This window comes from Bradyrhizobium jicamae (assembly GCF_001440395.1).
GTDB classification, from domain to species: Bacteria; Pseudomonadota; Alphaproteobacteria; order Rhizobiales; family Xanthobacteraceae; genus Bradyrhizobium; species Bradyrhizobium jicamae.
Genome location: NZ_LLXZ01000081.1, coordinates 23,088 through 40,739 on the forward strand (window position 1 = coordinate 23,088; position 17,652 = coordinate 40,739).

Here is a 17,652-nt window from a genome sequence, read left to right on the forward strand (position 1 = left end):
GCCGTCAACGCTCATTGAGCCGAAATGCCCACCGTTGTTTGCGACTTCGTGACCGGCGGCGGATTCCATTTGCCGGTCAGCGCTTCCGACTTCGGCGCGTAAAGGCGCATCGTCAGATTGAATGCCCCTTTCGGCGCGGGAAGCCAGTTGGCTTCGAGCTCCTTGCCGGGGCTCGCGTTCTGGAAATAGAGGTCGAGCGAACCGTCGGCATTGTATTTGAACGGCATCCAGCTACTCACCGCAAAGCGGTTCAGCACATTGCCGACCTGGAAGCCTTCCTGATCATAGAGCGTGATCGACCAGAACGCGTTGACCGGCGGTGCCGAGCCCTTGTCGAAGGTGATGGTGTACTTGTTCGCGCCATCCAGCGGCTTGCCGGATTCGTCGCCGAGGTTGAGCGGATAGATGGCGTCCTCGGGCAGGTTCGCGCCAAGCCCGACCTGCGAGACGATCGCCCGCTTCAAGTAGTAGTTGCCGTAGACGCCCATCGTGTCGGTGTTCATCGACCAGCCATTGGCGACGCGGGCCAGCGTCGGCACTTTCCAGGCCATCAGCTTTTGTCCGTCCTGCGGCGCGGTCTCGATCGCTCGCTGCAACACCGGGTCGAGCCTGCCGATGTCAAAGCTCTTGCCGGGCTCGATACCGATTTTCTTCATCTGCGCGATGATCGGCTCGTCGGTGATGTGAGGCGGGTGAACCTTGAGCAACTCGGCGGCATTGGCGAAATACACGCCTGCCGACATGCTATCGACCTGGACCTTTGGCGGCGTCTTCATGTCGACGCTTGGGTCCGGCTTGAACTCGACCTGCCTGGGTGCCTTGCCATACTCGGAAAGCAGGGCGACCTTGTAGCCGGCCTGAATTTTGCGGACCGCATCGTAGTCCGGCGGGCCGTCGGTCTTGGTGCGGCCGATAACCCAGACGTAAGACGTTGGCGCTTCGATCCGTTGGGTCTCTTTCGGAAGCCTGAACTCCTCGGCAAACCTCTCGCGCAGATCAGGCCGCCAACCGGGCGGCGTAATCAGATACGTCCCGGCCTTGGTGCCCGTCGTTCGCCAACCCGGCGAAGCAAACACGTCGGTCCACATGTCGAGCATCGGCAGCAGGTAGTAGCGCCCGTCTGTATCAGGTACGGAGACCACGACGGGCTCTTTCGACATGTCCAGCCATGCACTGGAGTACAATGTGTCGAAGTTCGATCGAACGACACCCTTGAAGTCCGCCGGCGGATATTCGGGCACGTTACTGAACATGTTCATCGGCCCCTTCGCCATTTCCTTGCCTGGCGCGACATTGGTAAATTGCTTTCGTGTGATGTCCATCGACAGCAGCGGATAGAAATAGACATAGGCGTCAACGGCGATCGCGTGCGCTTCCTGTTCGGTGATGGACGCCTGCGCCAGCGCCGCGGGCGCCGCCGCTGCGCCAATGCAGAGCGACAATGTCAGGGGCAGAATTCGCTTCAGCATCTCGCCTCCTCCTGTTCTGATGTGTTCAGTGTTACGGAGCCGCCGTCTGCGTCTGTTCTCAGTTTTCTTTGAGCTTGCGGGAAATTCCGCTTCCATAATGTTCGAAGAATAAAAACAGATGCATTCTCGCGGCTCTTGAAGTCGCGCATTGTCGCCAAGAACGCGCATCATCGCTGCAAAAAAGCTTCGGGCTCCGTCGGCCTTGCATACAAGCCTGCGTTGTAGAATCCGCATCGTGCGGGGTATTGGTATTGACCTATGTCAAGGCGTCGTTTCACGCGCAGTTTCTGCGCTTTTCTGACGATAGTGTGCGGGTTCCTGCGGAGGGCGCCGGCAACGCAGCAATCGGGGACTTCCAAAAGTTCAAGATGCACGAAAAACGCGCGCGTATTGAAGCCGTGCTGCAAGATTCCGATAATCAATTTAAGCGAGCCTGCGCGAGGCGACACTATGATGGGTGGGGCCAATGATCCCCGGGGCAGAACGAACCGGGGACACCCCGGCCGCGCAATTGGTTCGAATTTGGATTTTAGTGATGCAACAAAAAGTAATTGAATTTCCCGGCACGGCTGAAGTCATGCCGGGACCGTCGACGGTGGCCCCGCCATCGATCGAGCCGATCTGGACGGTCGTCGATTCATTGTCGCGCACGCTGGATTGCATCAAGACCATGTGCGCGGATACGCCGACCGGGCCGGTCCGCGACAAGCTCGAGATCGAACGGGCCAACCTCGTCATCGGCCTCTTTGTTGCCCGGGTCGCGGCGATGCGGATGTCTTTGGGAGAGCCCGCCGCGGAACGGGCGGCCGATCGGATTGCCAGCCGCGGCTGATGGTTATCGCGGGCCGCTTCTCCATAGCCTCACCAGCGGGCCGTCCTCGCCGCGCACCGGATCGGTCTTCGGCAGCTTTACTTCCGGAATCGTCTTCAACGCCTTGGCGTGGTTCTCCGGCGTCGGCCGCGTGATCTGCATCTTCGGCCCCGGCGGATAGGCGCCGACCACGCAGAAGTCGGGGCTCGCGAACACGCATTGATGTCCGGTGCCGGCGGGCAGGATGGCGACGTCGCCGGGCGTGATCTCGAGCTCTTTGCCGCTGTTGCCGCCGAAGCGGACGCGCGCGCGGCCACGGGCAACGCCGAGCACCTCATGCACCGTGGCATGGTAATGCACATAGTCATAGACGCCGTTGCGCCACATCGCGCCCCAGCCATTGGCGCCGAACAACCCTTCGATGGTCTTTTCCGGATGATCGTTCGCGACATCGACCGCGCCCTTGTAGACCAGGAACGGCAGGGGACTGTTGGGCACGAGGCCGTCATCGTCGAAGACGAAGGTGAGCGGCTCGATATCGGCGCTGACGACGGACATGGCTTGCTCCGATGTGTAGGGTGGGCAACGACCGTAGGGTGGGCAAAGGAGCGTAGCGACGTGCCCACCATTGTCTACGAGGGCAAAATGGTGGGCACGCTTCGCTTTGCCCACCCTACGTCAAACCAAACTCAGCCCCTCACGTTCCCTTGGGAATCTCGAAAACCAGGCAGGTCGTCGTCGCATGCGCGAGCAGCCGGCCATTCGCGTCGGTAATCCGCGCTTCCGCCGTCGCGGCGCGGCGGCCGACATTGAGCGTCTTGCCCTCGGTGCGGACCGGGCCGGTATCCTTGCTCATGCCCTTGATGAAGGAAATCTTGAATTCCAGCGTGGTGTATCCGGTACCGGCGGGAAGCGCGGTTTGCACCGCAAGCCCCATCGCGGAATCCAGCAGGATCGCGGCATAGCCGCCATGCACCGACCCGATCGGATTATAGTGCCGGAAGCCGGGCACGCTGTGGAAGATGACGTGTCCCTTCTCGGCGGTGGAATCGAACGGCTCCACGTTCTGCATGATCGGCGGCGAGGGCAGCTTGCCCTCGAACATGGCGCGGACGAAGTCGAGGCCCGACATCGATGCCATCACATGCGTCGGCGTCACGCCGTATTCGACGTTGGAGGCGGAGGGTTTGTCGTGCATGACAGAGTTTCCGGCAGCGTTTTATGATGATGGACATCATATAGCGGCTTGCGTCCACTGCCAATTCGTTTCGCCGTCATTGCAAGCCAACGGGTCGCGCGAATACGCGTCCGATGACAGGCTCCGCGAAGCAATCCATTTCGCCGCTTGCGGAGGTATGGATTGCTTCGTCGCTTCGCTCCCTTGCGAAAACGCTTCGCGTTTGTCGCAGGCAATGACGGAAGAGCCCTCTACGCCCGCTTCTTTTCCCGCATCAGATCCGCGAACCGCTTGAACAGATAGTGCGAGTCGCGCGGGCCCGGGGAGGCTTCGGGGTGGTACTGCACCGAGAATACCGGCTTGTCCTTGAGCTCGATGCCGCAATTGGAGCCGTCGAACAGCGAGATGTGGGTCTGCGTCGCGCCCTCGGGCAGGGTGTCCTGGTCCACGGCAAAGCCGTGGTTCATGGAGGTGATCTCGACCTTGCCGGTGGTCTCGTCCTTCACCGGATGGTTGGCGCCGTGGTGACCCTGATGCATCTTCTTGGTCTTGGCGCCGACGGCGAGCCCCAGCATCTGGTGGCCGAGACAGATGCCAAAGGTCGGCGTGCCCGACGCGATCACCTCGCGGATCACGGGCACCGCGTATTTGCCCGTGGCTGCCGGATCGCCCGGGCCGTTCGAGAGGAACACGCCGTCGGGCTTCATCGCCAGAATGTCTTCGGCCGATGTCGTTGCCGGCACCACCGTGACCTTGCAGCCTTCACCGGCGAGCAGCCGCAGAATGTTGCGCTTGATGCCGTAGTCGATCGCGACCACGTTGAACTCCGGCTCGCTCTGGCGGCCAAAACCCTGCTGCCAGGCCCACGGCGTCTCGTCCCAGGTGAAGCGCTGGCCGGAGGTGACCATCGGCACCAGGTCCATGCCTTCGAGGCCGGGCCATTCGCGCGCCTCTTCCTTCAGCCCATGCAGGTCGAACGTGCCGCTCTTCGAATGGGCGATCACGGCGTTCGGCATGCCCTTGCTGCGGATCAGCGCGGTCAGCGCGCGGGTATCGATGCCGGAGAGGCCGATAATGCCGCGGGCGCGCAGCCACTGGTCGAGATGTTTGGTGGCGCGGTAGTTCGAGGGATCGGTGATGGCCGAGCGCAGGATCACGCCGCGCGCGCCGGGCGTTGCCGCCATGTTCACCGTCTCGATATCCTCGTCGTTGGTGCCGACATTGCCGATATGCGGGAAGGTGAAGGTGATGAGCTGGCCGGCATAGGAGGGATCGGTGAGGATCTCCTCATAGCCGGTCATCGCGGTGTTGAAGCAGACCTCGCCGACAGCGTGGCCTTCCGCGCCGAGGCCAAAACCCTCCAGCACGGTACCGTCGGCAAGCACGAGCAGCGCGGTCGGTTTCTGGTCCGGCCAGGCTGAGGAATTATCGGATGTTGTCATGAGCGCACTTCATAGTCGCAAGCGCCCCCGCGCGTCAAAGCCGGAAGGCCAGAAAACGGCGGGATTCACATGCGTTTGCTGCATATTTGATCGCCGGTTCCGCCGGCCCTCGGTCTTTTGGGCCTAATCCGCCTGAAACGGGACCGCTCGGCTTAACCAATTCGAGCCGATCCCGCTCGTTCCTGCCCCGCCGACCGGCCCGCAGGCCACCCCCGCAGTGGCGCGGTTCGCCCAGCCCCTATATAGACGCGGAATCATCAGATAGACCCAAGGGCCCTTCCAGCGGCGCTCTATTCAGTGAGGCAACCATGCTGCGCGACGACATCAACAACGCGGTCAAGGAGGCCATGAAGGCGAAGGAAGAGCGCAAGCTCTCCACGCTGCGCATGGTCAATTCGGCGATCAAGAACGCCGATATCGACGCGCGCGGGCAGGGCAAGCCGCCGCTCTCCGATGCCGACCTGCTCGGCCTGTTGCAGAAGATGATCAAGCAGCGCCAGGAATCGGTCGAGCTTTACGACAAGGGCGGCCGCGCCGAGCTCGCCGCGCAGGAGCGCGAGGAGATCGCCATTATTTCTGCCTATCTGCCGAAGCAGATGTCGGACGACGAGGTGAAGGCCGCGATCTCGGCCGCGATCGCCGAGACCGGCGCCGCCGGCATAAAGGACATGGGCAAGGTGATCGGCGTGCTTCGCGCGAAGTTCGCGGGTCAAATGGATTTCGGCAAGGCCAGCGGCATGGTGAAGGCGGCGCTGGCCGGATAGTTTCGGCCAGGGCATGTACTCAAAATTGGCCGGATGGGAGTCCGCTTCCGGGGCGTCACAGCCTACAAAGTGCAAGGCTGCTTAGGCGTGTTTCCAACTATCTTGAGGCTGGACGAGTCACCTGCGGAATAGTCCGCCCACCACACCCCCCACACTCCCCACAACGCCGTGCACCGCGCCGCCGATCGCACCAATTGGACCTCCGATACCGCGCGAATGGCGAGTACGGCTCCCAGCCCGACGACGGTCTTGATGGCCAGATTTGCTAGCCTCTGCCGCGGCGTCCGCTAGTACCCTGTGCTGGGCGGCGTTGAGGAAGCCAGTCGTAGGGTAGCCCTGCTCCTCCTGCCAGCGCGCGATGACGGCGCGAGTCGATTCGTCGAACTTCCCATTGACCTTGGTCTTGAACCCGAGCTTGGTTAGCCCACGTTGCACTCCACGACGCTTTGCCTTGGTGAGGCCGATCTGTTCCTCGGTCTCCTGAGTCGCTTCGTCGGTAGCGATTGCCGTTTCGGCGGGTGCCAACGTTTCGCGAGGCGTGCTGCTCAGACCCGCCTTAGCAAAGTGCGCGCTGTCGACGATCGCTAGGATACACAATGCTAGGATCAAGGCGCGCATGGCCTTTCCTTGCCCCCTCAAGTCTGCCGATGGTTCGGTCTAGAAAGTAAAGATACACCGCGCCGTCCTGAACTATCAACGTCCGACGGCGCCACTCCGCTTCGTTGCGGGGGTAACTGTTGCCCGCGGCACACGGTTCCCTGGCCTCGCGCCGATTGTTACGCGTCATTGCACGCGGGGCATGGGATCGGCGCACCGCCCTTGACCCCTGGAGACGTCGAGAGCCAGCGCCGGCGAAGTGAGCTTCTGGCCGCTTAGCTGACCAAGACGATGCCGTCCCGAGAGCCGGCTTTTGACCCGTTGCGGACGTCGCTCGGAACGTATTGGCATAAACAGACATGACCCCGGGGGATGGTGTGCCGGCTTACGGCGCGTGCTAGTCAAATCAAGGCCGTTAAGGTAGCCGCTGGCTTGTGTAACTCAGCAATCGCTCAGATCGCATCCGTCAAGGTGCGGGGGAAACTGGCGTGGCTTGTCGGTTCACCGACGTCCGCTCCGAGGGGTAGAGCCGACCTAGCCACCATCGGCCGGGAACGTCCGCAAATGACCCGGAACGGACATCGATTACGCATCCCCGCAGTGGCATTCGACGCAACAAGCATCATGATCACTTGGGAAGGCCCGCTTTGCGGAGACCCTTGGCGAACGTGGCTAGGTCCACTGCTCGCCGAAATGGTGCTAAGTCTCCCAAATTGGAGGCGCGCAAGCCGGGGTCACATTGGAGTGCCCGTGCGATGCCACTCTGTGCTTGCTCAAGCCGTCCGGCGAGCGCATTACTGGCTGCGGACATGCATACTGCTGCCACGAAATTCGGGTTCTCACGCATTGACTTTTCGGCCCATGACGACGCCGGGCCATAACGGCCCGCGAGAAAATGAGCATACGCCGCCGCGCCTTGCATGCCGGACACATACGGATCGAGCGGGCTCAGGCGCATAGCGTGCGCAACGTGCTCAAGTGCGAGGTCCGGCTCACCTCTCCAGACCCTCAACCAGGCGCTGAGCATCCAGCCTACGGCAAAACTGGGATTGACCGTTAGGCCGCTATCCATGAAAGCCGCGGCGTCGTCGAACTCACGGGCTATAATGGCGAGTGCATATCCACCCATACACAGTGCTACTGGGTCATCCGGCCCCAGATGTACCGCTTTTCGAGCCAGCCGGGTACCTTCCGCGCTTTCCTGTACGCGCTCGTTCATCCAGCCATACGACCGGCGCACCGCGTAGCACCACGCGGCCATTCCATAGGCAGAGGTCAGGCTGCGGTCGAGTTCAATTGCCTTGCAGAAAAGCCGGAGCGCCTCGCTGTTCGTGTCGTTTGTCCACCGACGAAAGCTCGCCAGCCCACGCAGATAACAGTTGTAAGCATCCAGATTTTCGATTGGTTTGCGCCTGGCCCGCTTGATCTCCTCATGCTCGAGCTTCGGGGCGATTGCGCCAACGACGCTGGCCGTCACATGGTCCTGCAGCTCGAATATGTCTTCGCTCGCACCATCAAAATGGTCCGCCCAGAGATGTGCTCCGGTTTCGGCATCGATAAGCTGACCCGCGATGCGAATACGGTTTCCAGCCTTACGCACGCTACCTTCCAGGACATAGCGAACGCCGAGCTCGCGGCCGACCTGCTTCACGTCCACGGCCCGGCCTTTGTAAGTAAAGCTCGAGTTGCGTGCGACCACAAACAGCCAACGAAAGAGCGACAGCGCCATCGTTATGTCCTCCACGACGCCATCGGCAAAATACTCTTGCTCCAGATCGGAGCTCAGATTTGCGAAGGGGAGAATGGCGATTGAGGGCTTATCAGGTAGCGTAAGGGTGGGTTTCGTCGGTTCTACCGGGTTGTCGGCGACTCCCGCATCCGTGCGCCCCACCGCTTTCCGCACTTGTCCAACGAAACGAAAGCCCTTCCGTGGCAGTGTCCTGATAAGGCGCTGTTTCTCGCCGGAGTCGCCGATCACCCTCCGAGCGACATTCACGCGCGTCGTAAGCGCCGCATCGGACACGATGCGGCCGTTCCAAATGGCATTGATGAGGTCGTCTTTACTAACCACGCGCTCCCTGTTGCGGATCAAGTATTCGAGCAGGTCGAAGACCTGTGGCGCAACGGAGACCATGTCTGTCCCGCGACGCAGCTCGCGCAGATCGGTGTCGATTGCGTACTCTTCGAAGAGATAGCGCAAGCTGCCAATTCCTTGGGTCGCCTCCCACCGTTGGCGGGGCGTTCTAGCGCCGCCTAGAGCGCAAAGAATAAGCCGCTGGTGAGGAAAATGTAAGCCGACTGTTAAGCGCGCCTTCCATGCCTTGGCATCTTGTCGGCGTACAACGTCCGCAGGAGATGCCGCAATGAGTACAGCGCACGGTGCAACCGCATTGGGACCGACGACCGGATCGGCGCCGCGCGTCTCAAGCTTCTTCAAGAGATATTGGGGTGCGTTTCAAGAACAACGCAAACGCAATAAGTTGCGAGGCGATTTGTTCGACCTGACCGACCGCGAACTCCAAGACATCGGCATTGCACGCGGCGAGATCGACTACGTCGCCTCGCATCGCTCTATCGACCCGCGAGGCATCCGATCTGCCGATCCGATGAACGTCTGAAATCTGGCACCTGCTGGGTGCAGGAGTTGGCAGCAAGCTCTTCCTCCCAAAATATTTCGGGTCGGGGTTGGCGTTTGCGACCATCTTGATGATCGAACGAGCCATTGCGATGTCGCTTGTTGGCCAATATCTGACCTCCCGGCATTTCTGCTTCTGAGCCGCAGCTGGGGCGCAAGCGGACATCAAACGCCGGCCAACTTCTCTGAGTGCGCGCCCTGGTTTTTCTCGGGAACCTTTTCGCCGACGCGGCATCCAACAGGCTCAAGCTCCGTTGGCACGCGTCGTGGAAAGGCATCTCGATGAATCCGAATGTACAGGCACTTGATCGCGCAAGAGCATCGCTGTCCGATATCCAGAAGCCCGGCAGAGCCGAGGTCGAAGCCGCCGTTCGCACCATCATCCGATGGACGGGCGAGGACCCTGATCGGGATGGCCTGCGCGAGACGCCGGCGCGGGTAACGCGCGCATTCGAGGAGTTCTTCTCAGGCTATGGTCAGGACCCTGTTGAGATCCTGAGGAAGACCTTCGAAGAGATCGAAGGCTATGACGAGATGATCGTGCTGCGCGGCATCCGTTTCGAGAGCCATTGCGAGCACCACATGGCGCCGATCGTCGGCCAGGCCTGGGTGGCCTACATTCCAAACGGCCGCGTGGTCGGCATCAGCAAGCTGGCGCGCGTCGTCAACGTCTATGCCAGGCGTCTGCAGATCCAGGAAAAGATGACCGCGCAGATCGCCAACACCATCAATGACGTGCTGGAACCGCAGGGCGTCGGCGTCATTATCAAGGCGTCGCATCACTGCATGACGACGCGCGGCGTGCACAAGCCGGACTCCGACCTCGTGACCAGCCGCATGTTGGGATGCTTTCGCGACAACGCGCTGACCCGTCAGGAATTTCTGGGAATGGCGACCTGACGCAACGCTGCGGAGGACGACATGGCCGATCAGCAAGCTCCGCCCGCCGGTCCCGATCTGTCAAAGGGCATCCTGTTGTCCGAATTCACAGGCGAGACCCTGCTTGGCCATGTCGGCGACGAAGAAGTCGTGCTGGCGCGTTCAGGCTCGGAGATTTTCGCGATCGGCGCCCATTGCTCCCATTATCATGGGCCGCTGGCGGAGGGCCTGGTGACCGGCGGAGGCATCCGTTGTCCCTGGCACCACGCCTGTTTCGACCTGCGCACCGGCGAAGCCACAAGGGCGCCGGCGCTCAGTCCGGTCGCGGTCTGGAAGGTCGAGCAGCAAGACGGTCGCATCTTCGTTCGGGAGAAGCGTGAACAGCCCAAGCGGCAGGTGATGGCAATCACCGATGCGCCCGGCCGGATCGTGATCGTCGGCGGCGGCGCGGCAGGCTTTGCCGCCGCCGAGATGCTGCGGCGGCAGGAATACTCCGGCGGCATCGTGATGCTGAGCCATGAGGCGGCGGCGCCGATAGACCGGCCGAACCTGTCCAAGGATTATCTCGCCGGCAGCGCGCCGGAGGATTGGGTACCGCTGCGGCCGGATGATTTCTATGCCGGGTCCAAGATCGACCTGCGCCTCAACACCAAAGTCATATCCATCGACACCGGTGCACGCCATGTCGTCACATCAGGCGGCGACACCATCCCCTACGACCGTTTGCTGCTGGCGACCGGCGCGGAGCCGGTGCGCCTGCCGATACCGGGCATGGATCAGCCCCATGTCCACGTGCTGCGTTCGCTCGCCGATTCCCGTGCGATCATTGCGTCGGCGGATGGCGCGCGGCGCGCGGTCGTGATCGGTGCGAGCTTCATCGGGCTGGAGGCCGCAGCCTCGTTGCGCGCCAGAAATATCGAGGTCCATGTCGTAGGCCTCGAGCAGCGGCCGATGGAGCGCGTGCTCGGGCCGGAATTGGGCGACTTCGTCCGCGCCCTGCATGAAGAGCACGGCGTCATCTTCCATCTCGGCGACACCGTCACCGCGATCGAGGGCAAGCGCGCGACGCTGAAAAGCGGCGGCGTGATCGAGGCCGATCTCGTGGTGGTCGGCGTCGGCGTGCGTCCGCGGCTTGAATTGGCCGAGAAGGCGGGGCTGGCGATCGATCGCGGCGTCACCGTCGATGCCTATCTGGAAACCAGCGTCGCAGGTATCTACGCCGCGGGCGATATCGCGCGCTGGCCCGATCCGCATTCCCTTCAGACCATTCGCGTCGAGCATTGGGTGGTAGCCCAGCGTCAGGGCCAGACGGCCGCGCGAAACATGCTTGGGCAGCGCGAGCCGTTCCACGCGGTGCCGTTCTTCTGGAGCCAGCACTATGATGTGCCGATCAATTATGTCGGCCACGCCGAGAAATGGGACGAAATCACCATCGATGGCGACATCTCCGGCAAGGATTGCCTGCTGCAATACAAGAGCAACGGCCGCGTGCTGGCCGTCGCCTCGATCTATCGCGACATCGCAAGCCTCGAAGCCGAGCTGGCGATGGAGAAGGCGCGGGCCCCCTAACTTACGGCTACAAAATGTCTCTCCACGTCATGCCCGGGCTTGTCCCGGGCATCCACGCCTTTAAACTCGCTGGCCAAGCAACAAGAACGTGGATGGTCGGAATAAGGTCCGGCCATGAGAACGTTAGCGACAGGCCGCCACCATGCTCACCGAAGCCTCAACCTACGACGAGCTCTACCGCAACTTCCGCTGGGACGTCCCCGATCGCTTCAACATGGCGACGGCGTGTTGCGATCGATATGCCGACGGCAGCAACCGGCTGGCGCTGATCTATGTCGACGAGGACGGCGCCACCACGCGCACCTCGTTCGACGAGGTCGCCGAGATGTCGCGCCGGTTTGCCAACGTGTTGAAGGCCGACGGCCTCTCGCGCGGCGACCGCATAGCCGTGTTCCTGTCGCAATCCCTTGAGTTGCCGATTGCGCATCTCGCGGCGTTCCGTTCCGGCATGATTTCCATTCCGCTGTTCGCGCTGTTCGGCGAGGACGCACTGGAATTCCGGCTGTCGAATTCCGGTGCACGGGCCATCATTACCGACGAAAGCGGATGGGAGAAACTGTCGAAGATCCGCGACCGGCTGCCCTATCTTCAGGCAATCTATGTCACGACCAGCATCGCGCACGCCGGCGCGAAGCCGTTCTGGCCGGCGATTGAGGACGCCGACGACGTATTTCCTACCGTCGATACCTCGGCGGACGATCCGGCGCTGATCATCTACACCTCGGGCACGACGGGAAATCCCAAGGGCGCGCTGCATGCGCATCGCGTCGTGCTCGGCCATCTCCCCAATGTCGAGATGTGCCACAACTTCCTTCCAAGGCCGGGCGACCTGATGTGGACACCGGCCGACTGGGCCTGGATCGGCGGGCTGATCAACGCCCTGTTCGCGTTCTGGTATCACGGCATTCCGCTTGTCGGGCATCGCGCGCGCAAATTCGAGCCGCAGGCGGCGATGACGATGATGGCCGAGCTTGGCATCCGCAACACCTTCCTGCCGCCGACGGCGCTGAAACTGATGCGGCAGGCCGACGTGAAGAATCCCGGCTTGAACCTGCGCAGCATCTTCACCGGCGGTGAATCGCTTGGCGGCGAATTGCACGGCTGGGTGAACGAAACCTTCGGCATTGACGCGCATGAAGTGTTCGGCCAGACCGAATGCAATCTCGTGATCGGCAGCAATTCGAACCTGTTTCCGATCCGTCCCGGCTCGATGGGCAAGGCGACGCCGGGCTTCGACGTTCGCATCGTCAACGACAAGGGCGAGGAATTGCCGAGGGGCGCGCGCGGCATCATCGGCGTGCGCCAGCCCTGTCCCTGCACCATGATCGAATACTGGAAGAATCCGGAAGCGACCGCGAAGAAATATGCCGGCGAGTTCCTGCTGACCGGCGATCTCGGCGTGCAGGATGAGGACGGCTATTTCTGGTACGTCAGTCGCGAGGACGACGTCATCACCACCGCCGGCTACCGCGTCGGCCCCTCGGAGATCGAGCACACGCTGATGAAGCATCCGGCAGTCGCCATGTCGGCGGTGGTCGGCATTCCCGATCCGATCCGCACCGAATCGATCAAGGCCTGGATCGTGCTGCGCCCGGGCTTTGCGCCGAGCGACGAATTGGCGCGCGAGATCCAGGAGTTCGTGAAAGTGCAGCTCGCCGCTCACGAATACCCGCGCTTCGTGCAGTTTGCCGAGACCTTGCCGATGACGGCGACGGGGAAGGTGCTGCGGCGGGAACTGCGGGCGCTGGGATGATTTCGGCTTCGAGGGACGAATGAAGAAAGTTGCCAAGCGCGCTGCGGGCCTGCATCGCGCCTCGCTCACGAAGCTCCACGATTTGGATGCGGCGCTCGAGCTCATGTATTACGGCTGGCGCGGCATGACGCTCACGGCCGACCAGTATCTCGCGACGCTTGGCCTGTCGCGTCCGCACCACCGTATCCTTTATGTCGTTGCACGACAGCCCGATATATCGATCGGCGCGCTGATCGAGATCCTCGGCATATCCAAGCAGGCCTTGAACCGGCCGCTCAGCCTGTTGCTGGAGCGCAAGCTGCTGACATCGACGCGATCGGCCGAGCAGCATCGCTCCAAACTGCTGCGGCTGACGGAAGCAGGAAAACGCATCGAGCAACGAGCATCCGGCTACGAGCGCAAGGTCCTGCGCGAGGCGTTTGATCGTGTCGGCCAGCCGGGCGCCGCTGCCTGGATGGCGGTGATGGGAGCCATTGCAGACAACAACTGATCGCTTTCTCATGTCAACATAGTTGACGTTAAGATCGCCCTGTGTCATCTCTTCCCGGCAGTTGCACCGAGGGAGGGCGCGAGCATGAGCGAACAGATAACGGATCGCGCGGCGGCCGGACGCTTTGTCGAGACGTGGTGCGCGAACTGGCGCAAGGTCGATATCGACGCCGTCGTTTCGCACTTCGCCGAAAACGCCGAGATGCGCAGCCCCCTGGCGCTCAAATTGACGGAGTCCCCGGTCGTCGCAGGCGCCGAGAATATCCGTGCCTACTGGCAGAAGGCTTACGGCCATATCGACAGCGCGGATCTGAAAATCCTGAACTGGAGCTGGGACGACACGATCGCGCGCCTGACGGTGTGGTGGCAGCTGGGCGACGCGCGCGCCAGCGAGTTCATGGACTTCGACGGTGCCGGCCGTGTGGTGCGCAGCGAGGCCTTCTACGGAAAGTAGCCATGCGATTGTCGGATATTATCCTGCTTCTCAATACGCTCTGGTTCGGCGGCGCGTTCATCCAGTTCAGCATCGCCCAGGGCAATACGCTGAAGATACTGGTGCCCCGGGAGGAGCGCGAAAATCCGATCGCGCCGACGTTGTCGGCCAGTGTGGCGTTTCTGGGCGGGATGAATCTGCCGATCGGCCTCCTGTCGTTCTATCTCCTGTTGTTCCGGCCGCCCTTCTTCGGGGCGTTCGACGCTCAGCTGGCGTTGTTCCTGTTCTTTGCCGCGTGTCACTTCAGTCAGTTCGCCTACAATCTTCCGGTCCTGATGCGCGGTGGGCGCGTCGGGGTAGCGTATTGGCCGGTGTTGAAGGGGCCGATGCTCCGGATTTTCGTCATCGATGCGGCGCTGTTTGTTGCGAACCTTGTTGTGGCGCTCCTGCTCCTGCTTCGCTCCTGACAAGCGTTGTTCCCGTTTCCAGCCGCCGAAGCGGTGGGGGGCCCTCAGCCGGCAATGCCGGCGCTCGATGGCTTGACGAAGATCAATATGCCGTCCGCGTGGATCGGCTCCAATACCTCCGATCATGGAGGAGGAGCGCGATGTCGATCTCCGGCAAGGCCGATCCGGTGGTGCGGCCGATCACGGCGGCCGACATTGCGGAGGCGCTGAGCCAGGGGTTGCGGGATTTTCAGGCGATGCCGCTCTACGGGCTCGCCTTCGGCGCGTTCTATGCCGCCGGCGGGATCGCGATCCTGCTCTGCCTCACGGCATTCGGCATGGTCTATCTGGTTTATCCGCTCGCCGCCGGCTTTGCGATGATCGGCCCGTTCGTCGCCATCGGGCTCTACGAGGTGAGCCGACGGCGCGAAGCCGGGCAGCCGGTTTCGTTCGGCGCGATCTGGGCCACGATCAGGTCACGCAGCGAGATCGGCTGGATGGCCTTCGTCACGCTGTTCGTGTTCGTGATCTGGATGTACCAGGTGCGGCTTCTGATCGCGCTCCTGCTCGGGCTCAACGCCTCGTTTGCGAGCCTGCATGATTTTATCACGGTGGTGCTCACCACCAATGAAGGTCTGCTGTTCCTCGCCATCGGCAACGCGGTCGGCGCCGCGCTGTCGCTGATCCTGTTTTCGCTCACCGTGGTGTCGTTTCCGCTGCTGCTCGACCGCGACGTCGATTTCGTCACCGCGATGATCACGAGCGTCCGCGCGGTGGTGACGAGCCCGCTGCCGATGATCGGCTGGGCGGCGTTGATCGTGATCCTGCTTGCGGTCTCGGCAATGCCGTACTTTCTCGGCCTCGTGGTGACGCTGCCGGTACTCGGCCACACCACCTGGCATCTCTACCGCCGAATCATCGCGCCGGTCGCGGCGTAGACTGGCGATCAATTCGCCTTCAGGGCCGCGCGCAGCATCGATGCCAGGTCGTGCCGGCGGTAGGGCTTGTTCAGGATCTGCACGTCGCGGCCGGTCCCGTCGATCGCCTCGGCGGGATGTTCGGTATGGCCGGAGGTGAGGAGAATTTTCAACTGGGGCCGCAGGCGCCCGGCCTGGCGGGCGAGCTCCGTGCCGAACATGCCGCCGGGCATCGCGACATCCGTGAAGAGGAGATCGATGTTCTCGGGGCCGCGCAGTATTTCGAGCGCCGCTGATGCGTTGGGCATGACGATGACGCGATAACCGAGCGCCTTCAATTCGCCTTCGACATAGCCGCGCACCATGTCGTCGTCCTCGACGACGAGAATGGTTTCGCTGCCGGTCGGGATGGCCTGTTGATCGGTGGGCGGCACGGCGCTCGGCTGAGATGTCCGGACGCGGGGAAAGAAAAGCCTGACCGCGGTGCCATGTCCCGGCTCGGAGCGCATCTGCATGGCGCCACCGGATTGCTGGGCGAAGCCGTAGACCATGCTCAGGCCGAGGCCGGTGCCCTTGCCGACCTCCTTGGTGGTGAAGAAGGGCTCGAAGGCGCGGCCGGCGACTTCGGCCGTCATGCCGGTGCCGGTATCGGTCACGGCGACCATGACATAGTCGCCGGGCCGCGCTTCGCCGTTGACGTCGACGTCGGTTTCGCTGAGCGAGGTATTCTTGACCTCGACCGTCAGCTTGCCGCCCGATGGCATGGCGTCGCGCGCATTCAGCACCAGGTTGAGCAGCGCCGCAGCCAGTTGGCCGGGATCGACGCTGGCCTGCCACAGGTTCTGATCTAGCTTGAATTCACATTCGATTTGTTCGCCGAGCGTCCGGCGCAACAACGGCTCCATGCCGAGAATTTTCTGGCCGATGTCGATGTGCTTCGGCATCAAGGGCTGCTTGCGTGCGAACGCGAGCAGGCTTCGCGTCAGGTCCGATCCGCGTTCGGCGGCGGTCGCGATGCTCTCGGCGATGTTGCTCAGCTCCTTGTGCGGTGCCAGCCGTTCGGCGAGATGCTCCGCATTGCCGAGGATGACCGTTAGCAGATTGTTGAAATCATGCGCCACGCCGCCGGTGAGCTGACCCATCGCCTCCATTTTCTGGGATTGCGTGAGTTTCTGATTGAGCTCGTCGATGGCGGCGCGCTGACGTTCGAGTGATTCGGCAGTGCTGTTGAACTGCGTCATCAACCCGCCCAGTTCGCCGCCCGGATGGGGCTGGGCAATTCGTGCACTCAGGTCGCCAAGCCCAAGCTTCGTCGCCATCGCAGCCAGACGTCCGACCTGACGGCCGATGCCGATCGTCGCGAGAAGCCAGACGCCCGCGAGCAGCAGCAGCGAGGCCACCGCAAGGATCGCCAGATCCTCGTAAAGACGGCGGTTGGCCGCGGCCACCAGGCTGTCCTTGGGGCGCCCGACCATGATGTGAAGCCCGGCATCGCGCGCCGAGGGCGAGCGCGCGGCGGCCCAGACACGGGGGCGGCCCTCGCGCCCGGCCGCTTCATGGAACGGCTCGCGGTGCGGCGAAGCCGCAAACCGGAACAGGTCCGAACTAGCGATCGACTCGCCGACCGGCTTGGTCCATTCCTTGCTGTCGGGCGCGACGAGGACGGTGCCTTTCCTGTCAACGAGCAGAATCTCGCTATCATCAGACAGGCGCCTGTCATGGTCCTCGGCGAATTTCTTCAAGTTGAATGAGGCGAGCAGGATGAATCTCAGCTCGCCGGATTCGGTGCGAACGGGATAGGCGATCTGCAGCACGGAGATTCCCGTCAGACGCCCGAACACGGGCTCGAGCGTGACGATGCCGTGGGCATTCAGCGCCTGCCTGAAATATGTGCGATCCCTGAGATCGAGCGTCCGGTCGGTTCTAAGCGAGTCGCAGAACAGGCTGCCGTCCGGATTGATGGTCAGGATGCCGGTGTACCGCGTGTATTCCTCGCGCACGGCGGACAGGAAGGCCGAGCAGGCCGCCTTGTCGCGCGTATCGAGATCGCGGGCGCGGGCGAGGCCATAATGGAGCTGGGCCGTGCCCTGAATCTTCTCATCGAGATCGGCGAGAATGTCGTTGGCCGCGGCCGACAGACCGGCAAGCGCGGCGTCAACGTCGCTGGTGCGGTTCTGGATGAAACGCAGTCCCACAAGGATGGCCGGCACCAGCATCGCGGCAATAACAAGAATTAATAGCCGGGTGCGCAGGCTCATCGGTGCGTGGTTC

Annotated in this window: 18 protein-coding genes; 11 read left to right on the top strand and 7 right to left on the bottom strand. The window is 62.4% G+C overall.

Annotation, left to right across the window (positions count from 1 at the left end; translation table 11 throughout):
• Positions 1 to 11: 11 nt before the first annotated feature.
• Positions 12 to 1,469 carry a DUF1254 domain-containing protein gene (locus CQ12_RS13300; protein ID WP_057835761.1) on the bottom strand — a complete coding sequence of 486 codons (1,458 nt, stop codon included), beginning with the start codon at positions 1,467 to 1,469 and terminating at the stop codon, positions 12 to 14.
• A 251-nt stretch (positions 1,470 to 1,720) separates the two neighbouring features.
• On the opposite strand from CQ12_RS13300, the gene CQ12_RS13305 reads away from it, so the two are divergent.
• Both CQ12_RS13305 and CQ12_RS13310 read left to right on the top strand, forming a co-directional pair.
• Complete coding sequence (locus CQ12_RS13305) at positions 1,721 to 1,939, top strand: hypothetical protein (RefSeq protein WP_157088187.1); 219 nt, start codon at positions 1,721 to 1,723, stop codon at positions 1,937 to 1,939.
• Positions 1,936 to 2,301: a hypothetical protein gene (locus CQ12_RS13310; RefSeq protein WP_157088188.1), complete on the top strand. Its 366-nt coding sequence runs from the start codon at positions 1,936 to 1,938 to the stop codon at positions 2,299 to 2,301. The genes CQ12_RS13305 and CQ12_RS13310 overlap by 4 nt, the downstream gene beginning before the upstream one ends.
• A 3-nt stretch (positions 2,302 to 2,304) precedes the next feature.
• On the opposite strand, the gene CQ12_RS13315 is transcribed toward CQ12_RS13310, so the two are convergent.
• From CQ12_RS13315 to carA, 3 genes are all read right to left on the bottom strand, one after another.
• Complete coding sequence (locus CQ12_RS13315) at positions 2,305 to 2,838, bottom strand: cupin domain-containing protein (RefSeq protein ID WP_057835764.1); 534 nt, start codon at positions 2,836 to 2,838, stop codon at positions 2,305 to 2,307.
• 139 nt (positions 2,839 to 2,977) lie between these two features.
• Positions 2,978 to 3,478, bottom strand: a complete 501-nt coding sequence (locus tag CQ12_RS13320; protein ID WP_057835765.1) for a PaaI family thioesterase — start codon at positions 3,476 to 3,478, stop codon at positions 2,978 to 2,980.
• Positions 3,479 to 3,708: 230 nt separating this feature from the next.
• Positions 3,709 to 4,899 carry a glutamine-hydrolyzing carbamoyl-phosphate synthase small subunit gene (carA, locus tag CQ12_RS13325; RefSeq protein WP_057835766.1) on the bottom strand — a complete coding sequence of 397 codons (1,191 nt, stop codon included), beginning with the start codon at positions 4,897 to 4,899 and terminating at the stop codon, positions 3,709 to 3,711.
• Positions 4,900 to 5,207: 308 nt separating this feature from the next.
• Here carA and CQ12_RS13330 point away from each other — a divergent pair, with 308 nt between their 5' ends.
• Positions 5,208 to 5,663, top strand: a complete 456-nt coding sequence (locus tag CQ12_RS13330; RefSeq protein ID WP_057835767.1) for a GatB/YqeY domain-containing protein — start codon at positions 5,208 to 5,210, stop codon at positions 5,661 to 5,663.
• A 117-nt stretch (positions 5,664 to 5,780) separates the two neighbouring features.
• On the opposite strand, the gene CQ12_RS13335 is transcribed toward CQ12_RS13330, so the two are convergent.
• Both CQ12_RS13335 and CQ12_RS13340 read right to left on the bottom strand, forming a co-directional pair.
• Positions 5,781 to 6,281 (bottom strand): peptidoglycan-binding domain-containing protein, encoded by a 501-nt coding sequence (locus tag CQ12_RS13335; protein ID WP_057835798.1) that lies wholly within the window; start codon positions 6,279 to 6,281, stop codon positions 5,781 to 5,783.
• 607 nt (positions 6,282 to 6,888) lie between these two features.
• Positions 6,889 to 8,460: a winged helix-turn-helix domain-containing tetratricopeptide repeat protein gene (locus CQ12_RS13340; protein ID WP_057835768.1), complete on the bottom strand. Its 1,572-nt coding sequence runs from the start codon at positions 8,458 to 8,460 to the stop codon at positions 6,889 to 6,891.
• A 292-nt stretch (positions 8,461 to 8,752) separates the two neighbouring features.
• On the opposite strand from CQ12_RS13340, the gene CQ12_RS46290 reads away from it, so the two are divergent.
• The 8 genes from CQ12_RS46290 to CQ12_RS13380 all read left to right on the top strand — a co-directional run bounded on the left by CQ12_RS46290 (position 8,753) and on the right by CQ12_RS13380 (position 15,402).
• Positions 8,753 to 8,878 carry a YjiS-like domain-containing protein gene (locus CQ12_RS46290; protein WP_245309892.1) on the top strand — a complete coding sequence of 42 codons (126 nt, stop codon included), beginning with the start codon at positions 8,753 to 8,755 and terminating at the stop codon, positions 8,876 to 8,878.
• Between the two features lie 299 nt (positions 8,879 to 9,177).
• Positions 9,178 to 9,795, top strand: coding sequence for a GTP cyclohydrolase I FolE (gene folE / locus CQ12_RS13350; protein ID WP_057835799.1), 618 nt, complete (start codon positions 9,178 to 9,180; stop codon positions 9,793 to 9,795).
• 21 nt (positions 9,796 to 9,816) lie between these two features.
• Positions 9,817 to 11,343 carry an FAD-dependent oxidoreductase gene (locus tag CQ12_RS13355; protein ID WP_057835770.1) on the top strand — a complete coding sequence of 509 codons (1,527 nt, stop codon included), beginning with the start codon at positions 9,817 to 9,819 and terminating at the stop codon, positions 11,341 to 11,343.
• A 142-nt stretch (positions 11,344 to 11,485) separates the two neighbouring features.
• On the top strand, positions 11,486 to 13,096 hold the full coding sequence (locus tag CQ12_RS13360; protein WP_057835771.1) for an acyl-CoA synthetase: 1,611 nt from the start codon (positions 11,486 to 11,488) through the stop codon (positions 13,094 to 13,096).
• Positions 13,097 to 13,115: 19 nt separating this feature from the next.
• The gene (locus CQ12_RS13365) at positions 13,116 to 13,586 is read left to right on the top strand and encodes a MarR family winged helix-turn-helix transcriptional regulator (RefSeq protein WP_057835772.1); all 471 of its coding nucleotides are present in this window, start codon (positions 13,116 to 13,118) and stop codon (positions 13,584 to 13,586) included.
• An 84-nt stretch (positions 13,587 to 13,670) separates the two neighbouring features.
• Positions 13,671 to 14,039, top strand: a complete 369-nt coding sequence (locus CQ12_RS13370; RefSeq protein WP_057835773.1) for a nuclear transport factor 2 family protein — start codon at positions 13,671 to 13,673, stop codon at positions 14,037 to 14,039.
• A 2-nt stretch (positions 14,040 to 14,041) separates the two neighbouring features.
• A complete protein-coding gene (locus CQ12_RS13375) occupies positions 14,042 to 14,485 on the top strand; it encodes a hypothetical protein (RefSeq protein WP_057835774.1) in 444 nt (147 codons plus the stop codon).
• A 140-nt stretch (positions 14,486 to 14,625) separates the two neighbouring features.
• Complete coding sequence (locus CQ12_RS13380) at positions 14,626 to 15,402, top strand: DUF2189 domain-containing protein (RefSeq protein WP_057835775.1); 777 nt, start codon at positions 14,626 to 14,628, stop codon at positions 15,400 to 15,402.
• 8 nt (positions 15,403 to 15,410) lie between these two features.
• On the opposite strand, the gene CQ12_RS13385 is transcribed toward CQ12_RS13380, so the two are convergent.
• Positions 15,411 to 17,639, bottom strand: coding sequence for an ATP-binding protein (locus tag CQ12_RS13385; protein WP_057835776.1), 2,229 nt, complete (start codon positions 17,637 to 17,639; stop codon positions 15,411 to 15,413).
• Between the last annotated feature and the right edge of the window lie 13 nt (positions 17,640 to 17,652).